The sequence below is a fragment of the Xenorhabdus mauleonii genome, assembly GCF_900113945.1.
In the GTDB taxonomy this organism is placed as follows: domain Bacteria; phylum Pseudomonadota; class Gammaproteobacteria; order Enterobacterales; family Enterobacteriaceae; genus Xenorhabdus; species Xenorhabdus mauleonii.
Window position 1 is genome coordinate 37,411 of sequence record NZ_FORG01000023.1, and the last position, 19,852, is coordinate 57,262.

16 protein-coding genes are annotated in these 19,852 nt (G+C 45.4%); all 16 read left to right on the forward strand.

The features are described from left to right. The first annotated feature begins 108 nt into the window (after nucleotides 1–108). The 16 genes from frr to tilS all read left to right on the forward strand — a co-directional run bounded on the left by frr (nucleotide 109) and on the right by tilS (nucleotide 19,632). A complete protein-coding gene (frr, locus tag BM100_RS17520; protein ID WP_092513299.1) occupies nucleotides 109–666 on the forward strand; it encodes a ribosome recycling factor in 558 nt (185 codons plus the stop codon). 173 nt (nucleotides 667–839) lie between these two features. Then, nucleotides 840–2,036 carry a 1-deoxy-D-xylulose-5-phosphate reductoisomerase gene (gene ispC, locus BM100_RS17525; protein WP_092513301.1) on the forward strand — a complete coding sequence of 399 codons (1,197 nt, stop codon included), beginning with the start codon at nucleotides 840–842 and terminating at the stop codon, nucleotides 2,034–2,036. Between the two features lie 329 nt (nucleotides 2,037–2,365). After that, nucleotides 2,366–3,061: a polyprenyl diphosphate synthase gene (gene uppS / locus BM100_RS17530; protein WP_244590721.1), complete on the forward strand. Its 696-nt coding sequence runs from the start codon at nucleotides 2,366–2,368 to the stop codon at nucleotides 3,059–3,061. A gap of 9 nt (nucleotides 3,062–3,070) precedes the next feature. Next, the gene (gene cdsA, locus BM100_RS17535; protein ID WP_092513305.1) at nucleotides 3,071–3,934 is read left to right on the forward strand and encodes a phosphatidate cytidylyltransferase; all 864 of its coding nucleotides are present in this window, start codon (nucleotides 3,071–3,073) and stop codon (nucleotides 3,932–3,934) included. A 9-nt stretch (nucleotides 3,935–3,943) separates the two neighbouring features. Continuing rightward, nucleotides 3,944–5,296, forward strand: a complete 1,353-nt coding sequence (gene rseP / locus BM100_RS17540) for a sigma E protease regulator RseP (RefSeq protein WP_092513307.1) — start codon at nucleotides 3,944–3,946, stop codon at nucleotides 5,294–5,296. Nucleotides 5,297–5,330: 34 nt separating this feature from the next. After that, nucleotides 5,331–7,718 carry an outer membrane protein assembly factor BamA gene (gene bamA / locus BM100_RS17545; RefSeq protein ID WP_092513309.1) on the forward strand — a complete coding sequence of 796 codons (2,388 nt, stop codon included), beginning with the start codon at nucleotides 5,331–5,333 and terminating at the stop codon, nucleotides 7,716–7,718. Nucleotides 7,719–7,821: 103 nt separating this feature from the next. After that, the gene (gene skp, locus BM100_RS17550; RefSeq protein ID WP_092513311.1) at nucleotides 7,822–8,319 is read left to right on the forward strand and encodes a molecular chaperone Skp; all 498 of its coding nucleotides are present in this window, start codon (nucleotides 7,822–7,824) and stop codon (nucleotides 8,317–8,319) included. Nucleotides 8,320–8,322: 3 nt separating this feature from the next. After that, a complete protein-coding gene (lpxD, locus tag BM100_RS17555) occupies nucleotides 8,323–9,351 on the forward strand; it encodes a UDP-3-O-(3-hydroxymyristoyl)glucosamine N-acyltransferase (protein WP_092513312.1) in 1,029 nt (342 codons plus the stop codon). Nucleotides 9,352–9,501: 150 nt separating this feature from the next. Further along, the gene (fabZ, locus tag BM100_RS17560) at nucleotides 9,502–9,954 is read left to right on the forward strand and encodes a 3-hydroxyacyl-ACP dehydratase FabZ (protein ID WP_092513314.1); all 453 of its coding nucleotides are present in this window, start codon (nucleotides 9,502–9,504) and stop codon (nucleotides 9,952–9,954) included. A 3-nt stretch (nucleotides 9,955–9,957) separates the two neighbouring features. Beyond that, nucleotides 9,958–10,755, forward strand: a complete 798-nt coding sequence (lpxA, locus tag BM100_RS17565) for an acyl-ACP--UDP-N-acetylglucosamine O-acyltransferase (protein WP_092513316.1) — start codon at nucleotides 9,958–9,960, stop codon at nucleotides 10,753–10,755. A gap of 41 nt (nucleotides 10,756–10,796) precedes the next feature. Next, nucleotides 10,797–11,981, forward strand: coding sequence for a lipid-A-disaccharide synthase (gene lpxB, locus BM100_RS17570; RefSeq protein ID WP_092513318.1), 1,185 nt, complete (start codon nucleotides 10,797–10,799; stop codon nucleotides 11,979–11,981). Further along, nucleotides 11,981–12,571, forward strand: coding sequence for a ribonuclease HII (gene rnhB / locus BM100_RS17575; RefSeq protein WP_092513320.1), 591 nt, complete (start codon nucleotides 11,981–11,983; stop codon nucleotides 12,569–12,571). Before lpxB ends, rnhB begins: the two co-directional genes overlap by 1 nt. Nucleotides 12,572–12,586: 15 nt before the next feature. Next, nucleotides 12,587–16,069: a DNA polymerase III subunit alpha gene (dnaE, locus tag BM100_RS17580; protein WP_092513322.1), complete on the forward strand. Its 3,483-nt coding sequence runs from the start codon at nucleotides 12,587–12,589 to the stop codon at nucleotides 16,067–16,069. A 12-nt stretch (nucleotides 16,070–16,081) separates the two neighbouring features. Beyond that, a complete protein-coding gene (gene accA / locus BM100_RS17585; RefSeq protein WP_092513324.1) occupies nucleotides 16,082–17,050 on the forward strand; it encodes an acetyl-CoA carboxylase carboxyl transferase subunit alpha in 969 nt (322 codons plus the stop codon). Nucleotides 17,051–17,316: 266 nt separating this feature from the next. Continuing rightward, entirely contained in the window at nucleotides 17,317–18,234 is a 918-nt protein-coding gene (locus BM100_RS17590) for a DMT family transporter (protein WP_092513326.1), read from the forward strand. A gap of 33 nt (nucleotides 18,235–18,267) precedes the next feature. Then, nucleotides 18,268–19,632 (forward strand): tRNA lysidine(34) synthetase TilS, encoded by a 1,365-nt coding sequence (tilS, locus tag BM100_RS17595; RefSeq protein WP_092513328.1) that lies wholly within the window; start codon nucleotides 18,268–18,270, stop codon nucleotides 19,630–19,632. The last annotated feature ends 220 nt before the right edge of the window (nucleotides 19,633–19,852 follow it).

A 19,852-nucleotide genomic window follows, 5' to 3' on the forward strand; every position in this document is an offset into this window, starting at 1 on the left:
CTGATGCGCCAAATTTAATGACACTGGCCACTTAATGATTTTGATGCGCATATCTGTTATTGACGCATGAGTGGCCTAAAAAATAACCATATCCCAAGGGTTTGTAACGTGATTAATGAAATCAAAAAAGACGCACAAGACCGCATGGAAAAAAGCGTCGAAGCACTGAAAAACCAAATCAGCAAGGTTCGTACTGGCCGTGCTTCTCCTAGCCTGTTGGATGGCATCAGCGTTGAATATTATGGCTCTGCGACTCCATTGCGCCAGATTGCAAACGTAGTTGCAGAAGATGCTCGTACGTTAGCTATCACTGTATTTGACCGCTCTATGACTGCGGCAGTTGAAAAAGCCATTATGGCATCTGATCTGGGTCTGAACCCATCTTCTGCCGGAACCATCATCCGTGTTCCATTGCCACCGCTGACAGAAGAGCGCCGTAAAGACCTGATCAAAATTGTTCGCAACGAAGCGGAACAGGGACGCGTAGCCGTTCGTAACATTCGCCGTGATTCTAACGATAAAATCAAAGCCCTGCTGAAAGACAAAGAGATCAGTGAAGATGAAGAGCGTCGTTCACAAGATGACATTCAGAAATTGACTGACACCTTCATCAAGAAGATTGATGAAGTACTGGCGAATAAAGAAGCTGAATTGATGGACTTCTGATTTTCATCTCATAACTTCTATTTCATAAATAGCAACGCCGCAGTTCTTGCGGCGTTGTTCTTATTTTTTATATTACATTTTGTATCACATTTCTTTCTCAAGCGATGGACATAGCGATCTATACCGCTCAAACTATTGTGATTTTATATCAGTAGCACATTCAGAGTATAAAAATGAAACGGTTAACTATTCTTGGCTCAACAGGGTCGATAGGGAAAAGTACGCTTTCTGTTGTCCGAAATAATCCAGATAAATTCAGTGTAGTGGCACTTGTCGCTGGGAAAAATGCAGAAGTTATGGCACAGCAGTGTCTGGAATTTTGCCCACAATATGCCGCGATGGCCGATGAGCATTCAGCAAATGTATTGCGTCAATTGTTGCTAGAGCAGGGAAGTAAAACGGAAGTTCTGTTCGGTAAAGATGCAATTTGTGATTTGGCTGCACTGGAAGACGTCGATCAGGTTATGTCTGCGATTGTTGGTGTGGCGGGATTATTACCAACATTGGCAGCAATTCGCAAAGGCAAGCAGGTATTGTTGGCGAATAAAGAGTCTTTGATTACCAGTGGCCGCCTGTTTATGAATGCCGTTGCTCAGTATGGTGCTCAATTGTTGCCAATCGATAGTGAACATAATGCCATTTTCCAAAGTCTGCCGGAAAAAGTTCAGCACAATCTTGGCAAAGCGAATTTACAGGAACAGGGTATTACCAGCGTAATCCTGACAGGTTCAGGCGGCCCGTTCCGTACTACTCCTCTGGATAAACTACCTTTGGTGACACCAGATGAAGCCTGCGCCCATCCTATTTGGTCAATGGGGCGTAAAATCTCAGTAGATTCAGCAACCATGATGAATAAAGGGTTGGAGTACATTGAAGCCCGCTATTTATTCAATGCCTCTGCTGAAGAAATGGAAGTGTTGCTGCACCCGCAGTCAGTTATTCACTCAATGGTTCGTTATCATGACGGCAGCATTATCGCGCAACTGGGGACACAGGACATGTGCACTCCGATAGCTTATGCGATGGCTTATCCTAATCGTATTCAGTCTGGTGCAAAGCCGCTGGATTTTGCTGAATTGAGTATGCTCACCTTTGAAAAGCTGGATTACCAGCGCTACCCTTGCCTGAAATTAGCCATTGAGGCTTGTCATGAAGGCCAGTCAGCGACAACGGCTTTGAATGCCGCTAATGAAGAAACTGTTGATGCTTTCTTGAAAGGTGGAATTCGTTTCACAGATATCGCGATAATCAATCGATTGGTGGTCGAAAAATTAAATTTATCTGAACCTCAAAGCATAGAAGAGGTCTTAGAAATCGACAACATAGCCAGAATTTTCGCGAGAGAAACCATCAGAAGTTTTGCTAAATAGCGAATTTTATTAATAAGTATATGTTTGTTTGCGTTTTGGCAAATGATATAGTTCGGCGGTAAATTATAGTTGTTATAATAGCCAATTCAATTAGTTGGAATTCGCATTTTTCTCGCGTGTACCAGATATAAAGGCTTTCATTCAGGTCGAACCAGAAATAGCCGTGGTAACCGTGGTAATGACTGACACGTGACACGGCTTTTTCGTGTTTGAAAGCGATTGAATTTACTGCAAGCCCAGCATATTTAGTTATTTAAGGATTATTTTGAGTGATATCTCCCAGTGATAGTGACTCATTGTCGACAGTCCCCCAACACGTTGCCATTATTATGGATGGTAACGGTCGTTGGGCTAAAAAACGTGGAAAATTAAGAGTATTTGGCCACCGTGCAGGAATTAGAGCTGTGCGGAGTTCTGTCAGTTTTTCAGTTAAACACAACATTAAGTCACTGACTCTATACGCATTCAGCAGTGAAAATTGGAATCGCCCACAGCAGGAAGTCAGTTCGTTGATGGAGCTGTTTGTTTTTGCGCTTGATAATGAAGTGAAGAGCCTGCACAAGCACAATGTGAAATTGTCCGTTATTGGTGATATTAGTCGTTTTAGTACGCGGTTACAGGAGCGCATTCGCCGTTCAGTTGAATTAACGGCCGGCAATACCGGATTGCAGCTTAATATTGCCGCTAACTATGGTGGTCGTTGGGATTTAGTTCAGAGCATGAAACAAGTTGCTGAAAAAATTAAGGCAAATGAACTGACTCCCGAAGAAATTACTGAGTCTACCATTGGCAGTTTTATCAATTTAAGTCAGCAGCCTGAAGTCGATTTGGTCATTAGAACCGGGGGCGAGCACCGTATCAGCAATTTCTTGATATGGCAGATCGCTTATGCAGAATTGTATTTTACCGATATACTTTGGCCTGATTTTGATGAAACTGCTTTTGAAGGTGCTATTAATGCCTTTGCCAAACGAGAACGCCGCTTTGGCGGAACAACACCAGACGATGCCGAAGTGGGATCATAGGAGGAGAACTTGCTGAAGTACCGTCTTTTAACTACGTTGATATTAATTCCTCTAGTCCTTGCTGCACTGTTTTTCCTTCCTCCATCAGGGTTTGGGCTAGTTGTCATTGCTGTTTCTGCACTTGCTGCATGGGAATGGGGGCAATTTGCCGGTCTGTTCACTCAGGCTAAACGTATTACGCTGGCAGTGTTATTCGCTGTAGGGTTATTGATCTTACAGTACTCTTTGTCGGATTTTTCTCATCTCATTGAAAAGCCACAAATTGTATATCTATTGTGGGCCGGGATGCTTTGGTGGGTAGCTGCGATTTTATTGGTGGTTACTTACCCTGCTTCCGCTTCTGTCTGGAAATCATCCCTTGTATTGCGCCTGTTGTTCGGGGTTCTGACCATTGTGCCATTTTATTGTGGAATGATGGTGTTGCGTACCTTAGGTTATGAAAACAACACTTATGATGGCGCATGGTGGCTATTGTATGTGATGCTGCTGGTATGGGCGGCTGATTCTGGCGCCTATGTTTTCGGTAGGACGATAGGTAAACACAAAATGGCACCGAAAGTATCACCCGGCAAAACGCTGGAAGGGCTTTTCGGGGGATTGCTAACGGCAGCATTGGTTTCATGGCTGTTTAGCCGATATGCTCCTGTTCCAGCAAAGCCGGAACATTTGTTACTGATTTCCACGGTTGTGGTTATAGCATCGGTGTTTGGTGATTTGACAGAGAGTATGTTCAAGCGGGAAGCTGGGGTCAAAGACAGTAGTCAATTGATTCCCGGGCATGGCGGTGTCATGGATAGGGTTGATAGTTTAACAGCGGCAATTCCTGTATTTGCAGGGTTGGCAATGTTAATTTCTTCTGGATTTTCTCTCTGAAGGTACGTAATGGATATTCTCTGGAATCTGGCTGCATTTATTGTTGCATTAGGCGTTCTTATTACGGTGCATGAGTTTGGCCATTTTTGGGTAGCCAGACGATGTGGTATCTATGTTGAACGCTTTTCCATTGGGTTTGGTAAAGCTCTTTGGCGCCGCACAGATAAACAGGGAACAGAATACGTTATCGCTCTTATCCCTCTTGGCGGGTATGTCAAAATGCTCGACGAGCGCGTGGAAGAAGTTTCTCCTGAGCGTCGTCACATGGCATTCAACAACAAAACTATTGGTCAGCGTGCGGCAGTGATCAGCGCTGGCCCAATAGCAAACTTCATTCTGGCAGTTATTGCTTATTGGTTGGTGTTTATCATTGGAGTGCCATCAGTACGCCCTGTCGTGCTGGATGTTAAACCCAACTCAATTGCTGCTCAGGCAAATATTTTGCCTGGAATGGAACTAAAAGCCATTAATGGTATCGAAACACCTGATTGGAATGCGGTACGTCTTGCTATGGTAAGCAAAGTGGGTGAAGCATCTATGACCATAGATCTCACGCCTTTGGATTCTGTGAACCAAGTACAAAGAACGTTGGATTTACGTGAGTGGAAATTTGATCCATCCAGGCAGGATGCCGTGTTATCTCTGGGGATTATGCCCGTTATGCCCCGTAGCAGTTCGCAAGTGGAGAAAGTTTATCCAGCTTCAGCTGCTGAAAAAGCGGGTTTACAAAGCGGGGACAGGATCGTTAAAGTCAACGGTCAGGATATAGATGTCTGGCACACTTTTTCATCTTTTATCAGAAATAATCCAAATGTTCCTCTAAAATTGGACGTTGCAAGAGCGGGAGGAATGATCTCCTTGTCTCTGACCCCTGAAGCGAGAAAGTTGTCCGGCGATCGTGAGGAAGGTTTTGCTGGCGTCGAACTTAAAATCATTCCACTGGAGGAGGAATATAAAATTCTCCAACAGTACGGGCCTTTTTCTGCCATCTATGAGGCAGGAGATAAAACGTGGCAATTAATGAAGCTGACAGTCAATATGCTCGGCAAATTAATTGTGGGTGATGTGAAACTCAATAATTTGAGTGGCCCGATTTCCATTGCCAAAGGAGCCGGAGTATCGGCTGATTTTGGCTTGGTGTATTATTTAATGTTTTTGGCACTAATCAGTGTCAATCTTGGGATCATTAATTTGTTCCCATTACCTGTACTAGATGGTGGACACCTGCTTTTCCTTGCTATTGAAAAGATCAAGGGAAGGCCGGTCTCCGAGCGTGTACAAGACTTCAGTTATCGCATTGGTGCTATGTTGCTGATGTTGTTAATGGGGCTTGCACTTTTCAATGATTTCTCCCGCTTCTAAGGTGGGAGACCGGTTAGGAAAACGCATAACAACGATGGCGATGAAAAAGTTGCTCATAGCGTCGCTGCTGTTCGGCAGCGCCACTGCATACGGTTCAGACGGATTCGTAGTTCAGGACATTCATTTTGAGGGTCTTCAACGTGTCACCGTTGGTGCAGCATTACTGAACATGCCAGTTCGCGTAGGTGATTCAGTCAGCGATGAAGACATCAGTCGCACGATTCACGCACTGTTCGCGACTGGGAACTTTGAAGATGTTCGTGTCTTACGTGATGGCAATTCACTTGTTGTTCAAGTAAAAGAACGGCCAACCATCGCCAGCATTACTTTCTCCGGTAATAAGGCGGTGAAAGATGACATGCTCAAGCAGAACTTAGAAGCCTCTCGTGTTCGTGTTGGTGAAGCTCTTGACCGCACCATGCTGTCCAATATTGAGAAAGGGTTGGAAGAGTTCTATTACAGTGTTGGTAAATACAACGCGACAGTGAAAGCTGTTGTCACGCCACTGCCCCGCAACCGTGTTGATTTAAAACTTGTTTTCTCAGAAGGGGCTTTTGCCAAGATCCAACAAATCAATATTGTCGGCAATAAAGCCTTTTCTACTAAGGAACTACTTAATGTACTCCAGCTCAGGGACGATGTGCCTTGGTGGAACTGGATAGCTGACCAAAAATACCAGAAACAAAAACTGTCAGGCGATCTTGAATCCTTGCGTAGTTTTTACCTCGAGCGAGGCTATGCGCGTTTCAATATCGATTCAACTCAAATCAATCTGACGCCGGATAAAAAAGGTATCTATATTACCGTTAATATTACCGAAGGCGATCAATACAAAGTTGCAGGTGTTGAGTTGAACGGTAATTTGGCTGGCTATCAACAGAAAATAGAAGAGCTGACCAAAATTGAGCCGGGTTCACTGTATAACGGTAATGAAGTAACCAAAATGGAAAACGGCATCAAAAACCTGCTTGGCCGTCATGGTTACGCTTACCCGCGTGTAATGACACAGCCTGAAATCAATGATGCTGACAAGACGGTTAAGCTGCATGTCAATGTTGATGCTGGCAACCGTTTCTATGTGCGTAAAATCCGTTTCTCGGGCAACGACATCAGTAAGGATATCGTTTTGCGTCGTGAAATGCGTCAAATGGAAGGCGCATGGCTGGGCAGTGATTTAGTTGAACAAGGTAAAGAGCGTTTAAACCGACTGGGCTATTTTGAAACGGTTGATGTTGCTACGGAACGTGTACCGGGCAGCCCGGATCAGGTTGATGTGGTCTACAAAGTTAAAGAGCGCAATACTGGTTCCATGAACTTTGGTGTGAGCTTTGGTACAGAAAGTGGCATGGGCTTCCAAGTCGGTGTTCAGCAGGATAACTGGCTGGGAACGGGTAATAGTGTATCGATAAATGCCAGTAAGAACGACTATTCAAAATCGACGGATATCTATGTAGAGAACCCTTACTTTACCGTTGATGGTGTCAGTTTGGGGGGACGGATATTTTATAATGATTTCCGTGCCGATAATGCTGATCTTTCGAACTATACCAACAAAGCCTATGGTACCGAAGGAATGATGGGTTTCCCATTGAATGAAAATAATCGCCTAAACTTGAGACTGAGTTATGTACATAACTCCTTATCAAACATGCGGCCACAGGCTGCGATGTGGCGTTATTTGAATAAAATGGATAAAAAACAGAATCATGATGATAAGGCGAAATTTGATAGCAACGATTTCTCTGTGACGCTGGGATGGGTTTATAACAAACTCGATAGAGGCTTCTTCCCGACTTCAGGCGTAAAAACATCATTGGATGCGAAATTCACATTACCTGGCTCAAACAATCAGTTCTATAAAACGACCTGGAATACTTCAGGCTACTATCCACTGGATGATAACAATTCATGGGTGTTGATGGGACGCGCACGTATGGGTTATGGCGGTGGTTTTGGCGGTAAAGAAATGCCGTTCTATGAAAACTTCTATGCCGGTGGTTCCAGCAGCATTCGCGGCTTTAGATCGAATAACATCGGTCCGAAAGCCATTTATTTAGACAAGACTGGTAATCCAGAGCCAAATAGCCCATCCCGTGATGCTGTGGGGGGGAATGCGGTAGCGGTTGCCAGCTTTGAATTGATCACACCAACTCCGTTCCTTGATGCGAAATATGCCAATACCGTTCGGACTTCTTTCTTCATAGATGCTGGTACGGTGTGGGATACTAATTGGAATAAGACTGACTACGCTGGGATGCCTGATTACAGCAAGCCAAATAATATCCGTGTTTCGGCAGGTATTGCGCTGCAATGGTTGTCACCATTGGGGCCATTGACCTTCTCTTATGCGAAGCCAATTAAAGAATACGCCGGTGATAGAGCAGAACAGTTCCAGTTCAATATCTCTGGCGGAACTTGGTGATTTAAAATCATTTTGGTAAAAAAAACGCCCCATTGTCTATTATTAGATGGGGCTACCTTGAGTCTTCTAATCTGTAAAATAGCGTAGGTCAAAGGAGTTTATAGTGAAAAAAGTATTGTGTGCTGCGGGTCTTGGTATGGCGTTAGCGTTCTCTGCCGGTGCTCAGGCAGCAGATAAAATTGCTTTAGTGAACGTTGCTGATGTTTTCCAACAATTACCTGCTCGTGAAGCTGTAGCAAAACAGTTGGATAACGAATTTAAAGGTCGTGCATCCGAATTACAGCGTATGGAATCTGATTTGCAGACCAAAATTCAGAAATTGCAGCGTGATGGCGCAACTATGAAAGCCAGCGAGCGCGAAAAGTTAGAAAAAGACGTTGTAGCGAAACGTGATGAATTTGCTAAGAAAGCACAGACTTTCGAAAATGATAATCGCCGCCGCCAGATGGAAGAGCGTAACAAAATTCTGAATCGCATTCAGGATGCTGTTAAAGTAGTTGCTGGTAAAGAAGGTTACGATCTTGTACTTGATGCAAATGCAGCGGTGTACTCTGCATCCAGTAAAGACATCACAGCAGAAGTACTGAAACAGGTTAAATAGTAGATGGTTTCAATTCGATTGGCTGACCTCGCTCAGCAGTTGAATGCGCAATTGCAGGGTGATGGCGATATCGTCATCACTGGCATTGCTCCAATGTATTCAGCAAATAGCGAGCAAATTACATTTTTATCTGACAGCCGTTATACTGACAAGCTCGCTGAATGTCAGGCGGCGGCTGTTGTATTGCGAGAAGCAGACCTGCCTCATTGCAAGGTTGCTGCATTAGTTGTTAATGATCCTTATCTCGCCTACGCACGCATGGCACAAATCATGGATACAACTCCACAGCCTGCGCAGGACATCCATCCATCAGCAGTCATTTCCCCCGACGCCGTTTTGGGTAAAAATGTGGCCATTGGTGCAAATGCGGTTATCGAATCAGGTGTTGAACTGGGCGATAATACCGTCATTGGCGCGGGTTGCTTTATTGGAAAGAATGCACGGATTGGCAATGGAACCCGCCTGTGGGCCAATGTATCGATATACCATAATGTTGAAATTGGTGAATCGTGCCTGATCCAATCAGGAACTGTTATAGGATCTGATGGTTTTGGTTATGCTAATAATCGTGGTAATTGGATTAAAATACCTCAGTTGGGTACGGTAATCATTGGTGACCGCGTTGAAATTGGCGCTTGCACAACGATTGATCGCGGTGCGCTGGATAACACTGTTATCGGTAACGGTGTTATCATAGACAATCAATGCCAAATTGCCCACAATGTCACGATCGGAGACAACACCGCAGTAGCGGGTGGTGTCATTATGGCAGGTAGCCTGAAGATTGGTCGTTATTGTATGATTGGTGGCGCGAGCGTCATTAATGGGCATATGGAGATCTGTGATAAAGTAACAGTAACGGGTATGGGCATGGTTATGCGTCCAATCACAGAGCCTGGTGTGTATTCGTCAGGTATCCCATTACAACCAAACAAAACCTGGCGTAAAACAGCAGCCTTAGTCATGAACATTAATGAAATGAGTAAGCGCTTGAAATCACTGGAACGTCAACTAGAAAATAAAAGCGAGTAATCAGCGAACAATTTTGGTTAAACGTTTTTAGTTAGCATTTTTGGTTGTGTTTTTAATTTTTGCGGCCTGCTTGATAACTCTGTATTTGGGGTTTAGCGCAGGCCGTGTCGTTAATATTATGATTCTTATATAGACAGGAAGAGTATTTAGATGAGTGATAATCATACTCTGCATATTGAAGAGATTTTAAATTTACTGCCTCACCGCTACCCATTTTTGTTGGTAGATCGTGTTTTGGATTTTGAAGAGGGTAAATTTTTACGCGCAGTCAAGAATGTAACTTTCAATGAACCATTCTTTCAGGGGCATTTCCCTGGGAAACCGATTTTCCCAGGTGTGTTAATCCTTGAAGCAATGGCTCAAGCTACCGGAATACTGGCATTCAAAAGCGTCGGCACACTGGAACCAGGTGAATTATATTACTTCGCAGGTATTGATGGCGCTCGCTTTAAGCGTCCTGTTCTGCCTGGTGACCAGATGGTAATGGAAGTCGAATTCCTTAAAGAACGTCGCGGTGTTGCGTGTTTCAGAGGCGTAGCTAAAGTTGATGGAAAAGTGGCTTGCGAAGCTGAAATGATGTGTGCACGCCGTCGCGGGGCTTAATCCATGATTGATCAGAGTGCAATTATTCATCCTTCTTCCATTGTGGAAGAAGGCGCTATTATTGGAGCCAATGTCCGCATTGGCCCATTTTGTTTTATTGGTTCTCAGGTTGAAATTGGTGAAGGGACTGAACTGAAATCCCATATCGTGGTTAATGGGGTCACTAAGATTGGCCGTGATAACCAGATTTACCAATTTGCTTCTATCGGTGAAGTGAACCAAGATCTCAAATATCAAGGCGAACCAACCCGCGTTGAAATTGGCGACCGTAACCGTATCCGCGAAAGTGTTTCCATTCATCGTGGCACTGTGCAGGGTGGTGGTGTAACCAAAGTTGGCAGTGACAATCTGCTGATGATCAACGCCCATATTGCCCATGACTGCATTATTGGTGATCGTTGCATCATTGCAAACAATGGTACATTGGGTGGGCATGTCATTTTGGGCGATTACGTGATTATCGGCGGCATGACAGCGGTTCATCAATTCTGCCAAATCGGCTCTCATGTTATGGTTGGCGGTTGTTCGGGTGTCGCTCAAGACATACCTCCTTATGTTATTGCGCAGGGCAATCATGCCACGCCTTTTGGCTTGAACATTGAAGGCTTAAAGCGCCGTGGATTTGATAAAGAATCCCTGCACGCAATCCGCAATGCTTATAAAATGCTTTATCGCAGTGGAAAGACATTGGAAGACGCCAGACAAGAGATAGAAGCTCAGGCGGAAAACAACCCACATGTGAAAGTATTCAGTGATTTTCTGACAAATTCAGCAAAATCCAACCGTGGCATTATTCGCTAGATATACCCTATGGGTTTCAAGATGAAATACAGCGGGTATAGATGAAGGATACTCCTTTGACTACCATTTCTTCTGTTAGCAATCAGCGGCCGCTGACAATTGGTTTGGTTGCCGGAGAAACATCTGGCGACATTCTTGGTGCAGGGCTGATTCGCGCACTGAAAGCAAAAATTCCGGATGCCCGCTTCGTGGGTGTTGCTGGTCCTCTTATGCAGGCGGAAGGTTGTGAAGTCTGGTATGAGATGGAAGAACTGGCGGTAATGGGGATCGTTGAAGTTCTCGGACGATTGCCTCGTTTGCTGAAAATACGCAAAGATTTAACGGCCCGTTTTGCTGAATTGAAACCGGATGTGTTTATCGGCATTGATGCCCCTGATTTCAATATTACTTTAGAAGGTCAGCTTAAACAGCGCGGGATCAAAACTATCCATTACGTTAGTCCATCAGTATGGGCGTGGCGTCAGAAGCGTGTGTTTAAAATTGGCCGCTCGACGGATTTGGTACTGGCTTTTTTGCCGTTTGAAAAAGCATTCTACGAGCGGTTTAATGTTCCATGCCGCTTCATTGGTCACACAATGGCTGATGCAATGTCTCTGCAAGCAGACAAAACAGCCGCCAGAGAGAGATTGGGCGTTCCATTTAATGCCCACTGTCTGGCGATGCTGCCTGGTAGCCGTCATGCTGAAGTAGAGATGTTGAGTGCTGACTTTTTAAAAACAGTACAGCAACTACGTACGAAATTGCCTGATTTGCAGGTATTGGTTCCCTTGGTGAATGCCAAGCGCCGTGAGCAATTTCAGCGCATCAAAAATGAAATTGCCCCGGACTTGCCCATTCATCTATTGGATGGAAACGCTCGTGATGCAATGATTGCCAGTGATGCGGCTTTATTGGCATCCGGTACGGCTGCATTAGAGTGTATGCTAGCCAAATGCCCAATGGTGGTGGGCTATAGAATGAAGCCTTTTACATTCTGGCTGGCAAAACGCCTGGTGAAGACACCGTATGTTTCCTTGCCTAACTTGCTGGCAGGCAAAGAGTTAGTCAAAGAGTTATTGCAGAATGAATGCACTCCACAAGCGTTATCAGAGGCTTTGTTGCCTCTTTTACAAGGTGGCGAAGAGGTGGAAATGTTGAAAAAAACATTCCTGCAATTGCATGAAAGCATTCGCTGTGATGCTGATGAACAGGCTGCACAGGCCGTTCTGGAATTAGCGAGAAGATAATGGATTTTGTTTATCCTCAGGCAAATTTAATTGCTGGTGTTGATGAAGTCGGACGCGGCCCCTTGGTTGGGGCTGTTGTTACTGCGGCAGTAATTTTGGATCCTGCTAACCCCATTATTGGCTTGACGGATTCGAAAAAGCTCACGGAAAAACGTCGTGAAGCGCTGTATCTGGAAATTAAAGAAAAAGCCTTGGGCTGGAGCCTTGGGCGTGCCGAACCAGAAGAGATAGATAAGCTCAATATCCTCCATGCAACGATGCTTGCCATGCAGCGTGCCGTGGCAGGCTTGGCAATCGTGCCTGATTTCGCCCTGATTGATGGTAATCGTTGCCCTGCATTGGCGATGCCGGCACAAGCTGTAGTGAAAGGGGATAGTTTGGTGGCTGAAATAAGTGCTGCGTCTATCCTTGCTAAAGTAACGCGTGACAGAGAAATGGCAGAACTGGATAAACAGTTCCCGGAGTACGGTTTCGCGAAACATAAAGGTTATCCTACCGCCTTGCACCTGGAAAAATTAGCGTTGCTTGGTGCGACGGAACATCATCGTAAAAGTTTTGCGCCGGTAAAACGGGCGCTAGGTCTTGGATAAAAATCTGGGCAAACTATGACAGAACCACGTTTTGTGCACTTGCGTGTTCACAGCGACTATTCAATGATTGATGGTCTGGCTAAGACTAACCCATTGGTGAAAACAGTTGCCAAGTTGGGGATGCCGGCTTTTGCGATTACAGATTTTACCAACCTGTGCGGGTTGGTGAAATTTTATGGCAGTGCACATGGTGCAGGCATCAAGCCGATTATTGGCGCTGACTTCTATATGGAAAGTGATTTGCTGGGGGATGAATACGCTCACCTGACAGTCCTTGCCCGCAATAACGAAGGTTATCAAAACCTGACGTTATTGATCTCTGAAGCTTACCAAAAAGGTTATGGTGCGATTGGCCCAACTATCAAACGGGAATGGTTGGTAAAATACAGCGCGGGTTTGATCCTGTTGTCGGGCGGACGCATGGGGGATGTCGGGAAATTCCTGCTGCGCGGCAACCGTGCGATGGCAGACCAGTGCCTCGATTTTTATCGTGAGCATTTCCCAGATAGTTATTACCTCGAATTGATCCGTACAGGGCGTCAGGATGAAGAAAGGTATCTTCATGCGGCTGTTGAATTGGCGGCAGAAAAAAATCTGCCTGTCGTGGCAACCAATGATGTCTGTTTCTTAGAAAGCGAAGATTTTGACGCACACGAAATCCGGGTTGCCATTCATGATGGCTATACGTTGGTAGATCCGAAGCGTCCAAAAAATTATAGTCCTCAGCAATATTTGCGCAGCGAACAGGAAATGTGTGAGCTTTTCTCCGACATTCCTGAAGCGCTGCAAAACAGCGTAGAAATAGCGAAACGCTGTAATGTCACTATTCGTCTCGGTGAATACTTTCTTCCGCAATTTCCGACGGGAGACATGAGTACCGAAGATTTCTTGGTGGAAAAATCCAAACAAGGTCTGGAAGAGCGTCTGGAGTTTCTTTATCCCGAGCCGGAAATCAGAGCGCAAAAACGAACAGAATATGATGAACGTCTGGATATTGAACTAAAAGTTATCAACCAGATGGGCTTTCCCGGCTACTTCCTGATAGTCATGGAGTTTATCCAGTGGTCAAAGGATAATGGTGTTCCTGTAGGGCCGGGCCGTGGTTCCGGTGCAGGCTCACTTGTGGCTTATGCTTTAAAAATTACCGACCTTGACCCATTGGAATTCGATCTGCTGTTCGAACGTTTCCTTAACCCTGAACGTGTCTCGATGCCTGACTTTGACGTCGATTTCTGCATGGAAAAACGCGATCAGGTGATTGATCACGTTGCCGATATGTACGGGAGAGATGCGGTATCCCAGATAATCACGTTCGGTACAATGGCCGCAAAAGCGGTTATCCGGGACGTTGGCCGTGTACTGGGTCATCCGTACGGGTTTGTTGATCGTATATCAAAATTAGTCCCGCCCGATCCGGGCATGACGCTGGAAAAAGCCTTCGCAGCAGAGCCTCAACTGCCTGAAATTTATGAAGCAGATGAAGAGGTCAAAGCGCTTATCGACATGGCGCGCAAGCTGGAAGGTGTCACCCGTAACGCCGGTAAACATGCCGGTGGTGTTGTTATTGCGCCAACCAAAATTACTGATTTTGCCCCCATTTATTGTGATCCGGAAGGACTAAACCCGGTTACCCAGTTTGACAAGAACGATGTGGAATATGCGGGGCTGGTTAAGTTTGACTTCCTTGGATTGAGAACACTCACCATCATCAACTGGGCGCTTGAGATGGTGAATGTACGCCGAGCCAAAAAGGGCTTGGAACCTATCGATATTGCTGCTATCCCGCTGGACGATAAGAAAAGTTTCGATATGTTGCAACGGTCGGAAACAACGGCCGTGTTCCAGCTTGAATCCCGCGGCATGAAAGATCTCATCAAGCGCCTGCGCCCTGACTGCTTCGAAGACATGATAGCATTGGTGGCGTTGTTCCGTCCGGGGCCGCTGCAATCCGGCATGGTGGATAACTTTATCGACCGTAAGCATGGCCGGGAAGAGATCTCTTACCCGGATGTTGAGTGGCAGCACGAATCCTTGAAACCCGTATTGGAGCCAACTTACGGCATCATTTTGTATCAGGAACAGGTGATGCAGATTGCTCAGGTATTGGCGGGTTATACCTTGGGCGGCGCGGATATGCTCCGCCGGGCAATGGGTAAGAAAAAGCCTGAGGAGATGGCCAAGCAGCGTTCTGTGTTTGAAGAAGGCGCGATAAATCAGGGTGTGAATGGCGAACTCTCGATGAAAATCTTCGATTTGGTGGAGAAATTCGCGGGTTATGGCTTCAACAAATCACACTCTGCTGCTTATGCATTAGTTTCCTATCAGACTTTATGGCTGAAAGCACACTATCCGGCCGAATTTATGGCGGCCGTGATGACCGCAGATATGGATAACACCGAAAAGGTCGTTGGATTGGTCGATGAATGCTGGCGGATGGGGCTAAAGGTCTTGCCGCCAGATATCAACAGTGGCCTGTACCATTTCCATGTCAATGATGAAGGCGAAATTGTTTACGGCATTGGTGCAATCAAGGGTGTGGGTGAAGGCCCGATTGAGGCCATCATTGAAGCCCGTCAGGCAGGCGGGCACTTCAAGGAACTGTTCGACCTGTGCGCGCGAGTTGATACCAAAAAACTAAACCGCCGCGTGATGGAAAAACTGATCATGTCCGGTGCCTTCGACAGATTGGGGCCACATCGTGCGGCATTGATGTCATCTCTGGAAGATGCTTTAAAAGCAGCAGAGCAGCATGCCAAGGCAGAAGCTATTGGTCAAACGGATATGTTTGGCGTATTGGCTGAAGAACCAGAAGAGGTTGAGCGTTCATATGCCAGCACGCCCAAATGGCCGGATCAGGTGGTTCTGGACGGAGAGCGTGAAACTCTGGGGCTGTATCTAACGGGCCACCCTATCACGGGTTATCTAAAAGAAATTGAACGTTATACGAATGGATTACGTCTAAAAGATGTGAACCCGACACCTCGTGGTCAAGTGACGACTGTGGTAGGTTTGGTGCTGGCTTCCAAGGTATTGACAACCAAGCGCGGAAACCGGATTGGAATCAGCACGCTGGATGATCGTTCTGGGCGGCTGGAAATCATGCTGTTTTCCGATGCGCTGGAAAGGTATCAACATTTATTGGAGCAAGACAAAATTTTGATAGCTACCGGACAAGTCAGCTTTGATGACTTCAATGGTGGGCTTAAAATGACGGTCCGTGAATTAATGGATATCAGTGAGGCCCGTGAAAAGTTTGCGCGTGGTCTTGCTATCTCGTTGTCAGACAGGCAAATTGATGAACAATTATTGAACCGTCTTCGTGGCGCTTTGGAGCCACATCGTTCAGGGACGATACCGGTTCATCTTTATTACCAGCGGGTAGATGCCCGTGCCCGTTTAAGATTCGGTGCAACATGGCGGGTAACACCAACGGATACCCTTTTGACAGATCTGCGAACTCTGCTGGGTAACGAGCAGGTAGAATTAGAATTTGACTAAAATAGGAACGTTATGAGTCTGAACTTTCTGGATTTTGAACAGCCGATTGCCGAGCTGGAAGCGAAAATCGATTCGCTCACCGCAGTTAGCCGTCAAGATGAAAAGCTAGATATAAATCTGGATGAAGAAATCCAGCGTTTGCGGGAAAAAAGCCTGGAGCTGACTCGCAAGATTTTTTCTGATTTAGGAGCATGGCAAATATCCCAGTTAGCACGCCATCCTCTGCGTCCTTACACATTGGATTACATCAAGCGTATTTTTACAGATTTTGAAGAGTTGGCAGGCGACCGTGCTTATGCTGATGATAAAGCGATCGTTGGTGGCCTGGCACGTATCGAAGGCCGTCCGGTGATGATTATTGGTCATCAGAAAGGGCGCGAAACGAAAGAGAAAATCCGTCGTAATTTTGGCATGCCATCGCCAGAAGGCTATCGCAAGGCGTTGCGACTGATGGAAATGGCCCAACGTTTCAAATTGCCAATCATTACCTTCATTGATACTCCCGGTGCATACCCTGGCGTGGGTGCTGAAGAGCGTGGCCAGTCAGAAGCGATTGCCCGTAATTTACGTGAGATGTCCCGTCTTTCTGTTCCAATCATCTGTACGGTTATCGGTGAAGGCGGATCAGGCGGTGCATTGGCATTAGCCGTTGGTGATAAGATCAATATGCTGGAATACAGTACGTTTTCCACGATTTCGCCGGAAGGCTGTGCTTCCATCTTGTGGAAGAGTGCTGAAAAAGCGCCACTGGCAGCGGAAGCGATGGGGACTACAGCTCCACGCCTGAAAGAGTTGAAATTGATTGATACCGTTATTCCTGAACCATTGGGTGGCGCACATCGTCACTACGACAAAATGGCTGAGGCATTGAAAAATCAATTGTTGTCCGATCTTGCTGAATTAGGTGAATTGAGTGAATTGGGTGATGAAGAATTAGTTAACCGTCGTTATGAACGTTTAATGCAATACGGTTACTGCTGATTTTAGATAATATTCAGTTCTGAAATAAATTTTAAAAGCTGCTTTAATTAATGGCAGCTTTTTATAAAGCAACAATCTTTCTTATATCTTGATAACAGGTGGAATGAGCTAATGGAGGATAACTCCTTAGTATTTCCGCCTGTTTTATTGTTTAGAGGGGATGAAAACATCACTTTCTATACCATCTGGTATTATTATTCCTGATGACATTAGGGTGGGGTAGGGTATCTCATTGGTTAGGATTAAAAAAATAAGTTGAGTTTTCTATGGCCAAATATAAATATATTATTTATGCGTTTTCTTGTGTATTTATCTGGAGTTTTGTTCCTTCAATAGCCCGTTTTGGGCAGAAAGATATGGATCATTTCCAATATCTGTTCTGGTCAAATGTGCTGTCTGTTTTAGCTGTCTTCGTCGTCGCACTGATGATGGGAAGGAGCTGGAAGCAACTTTTACTCATCCCTTTTCCTGTGATGCTTAAGGTATTGATCTTGGGCGCTTTGGATTGTTTCTTCTATCTACTGCTCTACTATGGCTATTCCATTGAGAATGGTGTGGCTGTTTTGGTGATTCAATATAGCTGGCCACTGATGATTATCGGGTTGTCGTTTTTCCTGTTTAAAGAAAGACTGTCAATCAGGCAGATGATTGGGATTGCGATAGGTTTTATTGCTGTTGTGATTACCTTTACAAAAGGCAATATTACGGAAATTGCAGTAGAGCACCCTCTGGCATTGCTGCTGGTATTCAGCGGGGCGTTTTGTTTTGCGTTGATGTCTGTACTCTCAAGGCACTTCGCCATTGATTCTTATATCTGCACATTTTGGGTATTCCTGTGCTCGACATTAGTTTCCGCTGTATTTGTGTTTGCATTCAGCAGCATTAATTTGCCTGTTGGTGATTCACTGGTACCAACATTGCTCAACGGTATCATATTAAATGGTGTCTCCTACATCATTTGGTTCAAGGCCATGAATGGCCCAGATTCCCATAAGATTGCGCCGATATTATTTTTATCGCCCATTCTGTCAATGATGTGGATAGTGCTGTTTTTTGGTGACGCCTTTGTCCCGGCTTATGTTGTTGGATTGGTGCTTGTTATTATCTCAGGTCTGCTTTGTATTAAAGCCAAGAATAAGGCTTCTGGACAAAAAGAGCTGAGGGATGATTTTGTTGAAGATTGATCTGGCTAAAATGAAGAAAGGTTTAGCACTGCAATGACAAATACTCATGAGCCTCTGCTGACAATGTTGGCAGAACAAGTTGGATCATATAGAAAAATATTGGTTGGGTTCAGCGGTGGATTGGATTCCACCGTATTGCTGCATTTGTTGGTTCGCTTGCGTAATCAATGCCGGCAATCACAGCGTGAACCGCTGGCGTTAAGGGCTATCCATATCCATCATGGCTTGAACTCAAAAGCGGATTCATGGGTTGAACATTGCAGTCAGGTTTGTGCTGATTGGCAGGTCGATTTCCTGACTGAAAAAGTCAGTCTGGATACACGTCAGGATGGCATTGAGGCCGCAGCCCGTGATGCTCGTTACCAATCTTTTAGGCGCGAATTACAGCAAGATGAAATTTTAATAACGGCGCAACACCTTGATGATCAGGCGGAAACATTCCTCTTGGCTTTAAAGCGGGGCAGTGGCCCCGCTGGTCTATCTTCCATGCCTGCCAATATGCGTTTTGCTGGAACAACATTGCTTCGTCCATTGTTGAACGCAAGCCGGGCAGAGCTGGAAAAGTATGCACAGGTACAAGAGCTGAAATGGATTGAAGATGATAGCAATCAAGATGATCGCTATGATCGCAATTTCCTGCGCCTGCATATTACTCCATTACTGAATCAACGCTGGCCGCACTTTCCGCAAGCGGTTTCCCGTAGCGCCAACCTGTGTGGGGAACAAGAACAACTGTTGGATGAATTGTTAAGCGAAGCGTTGAATGAGGTAACCTCATCAGAAGGGGCAATATTTATCCCACCTTTGATAACCTATTCTGAAGCTAAACGTAATGCATTGCTGCGCCGTTGGTTGGCTTGGCTGGGTATGAAAATGCCATCACGGGAGCAATTACAGCGTATCTGGTCAGAAGTGGCACTTGCCCGTCAGGACGCAGAGCCTTGTTTCAGATTAGGCCAACATGATATTCGCCGTTACCGGCAGCAACTCTGGTTGACCCCTCTATATCAACGTGTAGCAGGGAGAACGATTGAATGGGATTGGGGTGCAGAACAGAAATTGACCTTGCCGGATAGTTTGGGCGAATTAATACTGGCGGAAGGAAATACGTTTAAAATCAGGGCGCCAGTTAAACATGAACGTGTGACCATTCGCTTTGGTATACAAGGTCATATCAGCATTGTCGGGCGGCAACATTCGCGCCACAGTAAAAAGTTATGGCAGGAATTGGGCGTGGCTCCCTGGTTAAGGGAAAGAACGCCATTACTTTACTATAACGACCAACTGATTGCGGCACTGGGGGTTTTCGTGACAAAAGAAGGGCAATGTTTGGCTGATGAAAAAGGCATTTCAATACAATATGTCCATACAATGGACAGGGATGCACCTACGTACTGAGGGATAAAATCATACCTGCCGCCTGCCGAGCTACAGTTTTGCTGATTTTGCTCGGCCATTAAATAACCGTATTTATAAATATACGGTTATTTATATTCCCTGGGATAATTGAAAGGCTTTTGCCTTTCACTGGAAACCTACCTTGGGGTGGACAAGTCATTCCTGACGAGTTTGCTGTTCCTTTGGTGCTGCTCTGTGCCTTAAAATCTAATGAATAACT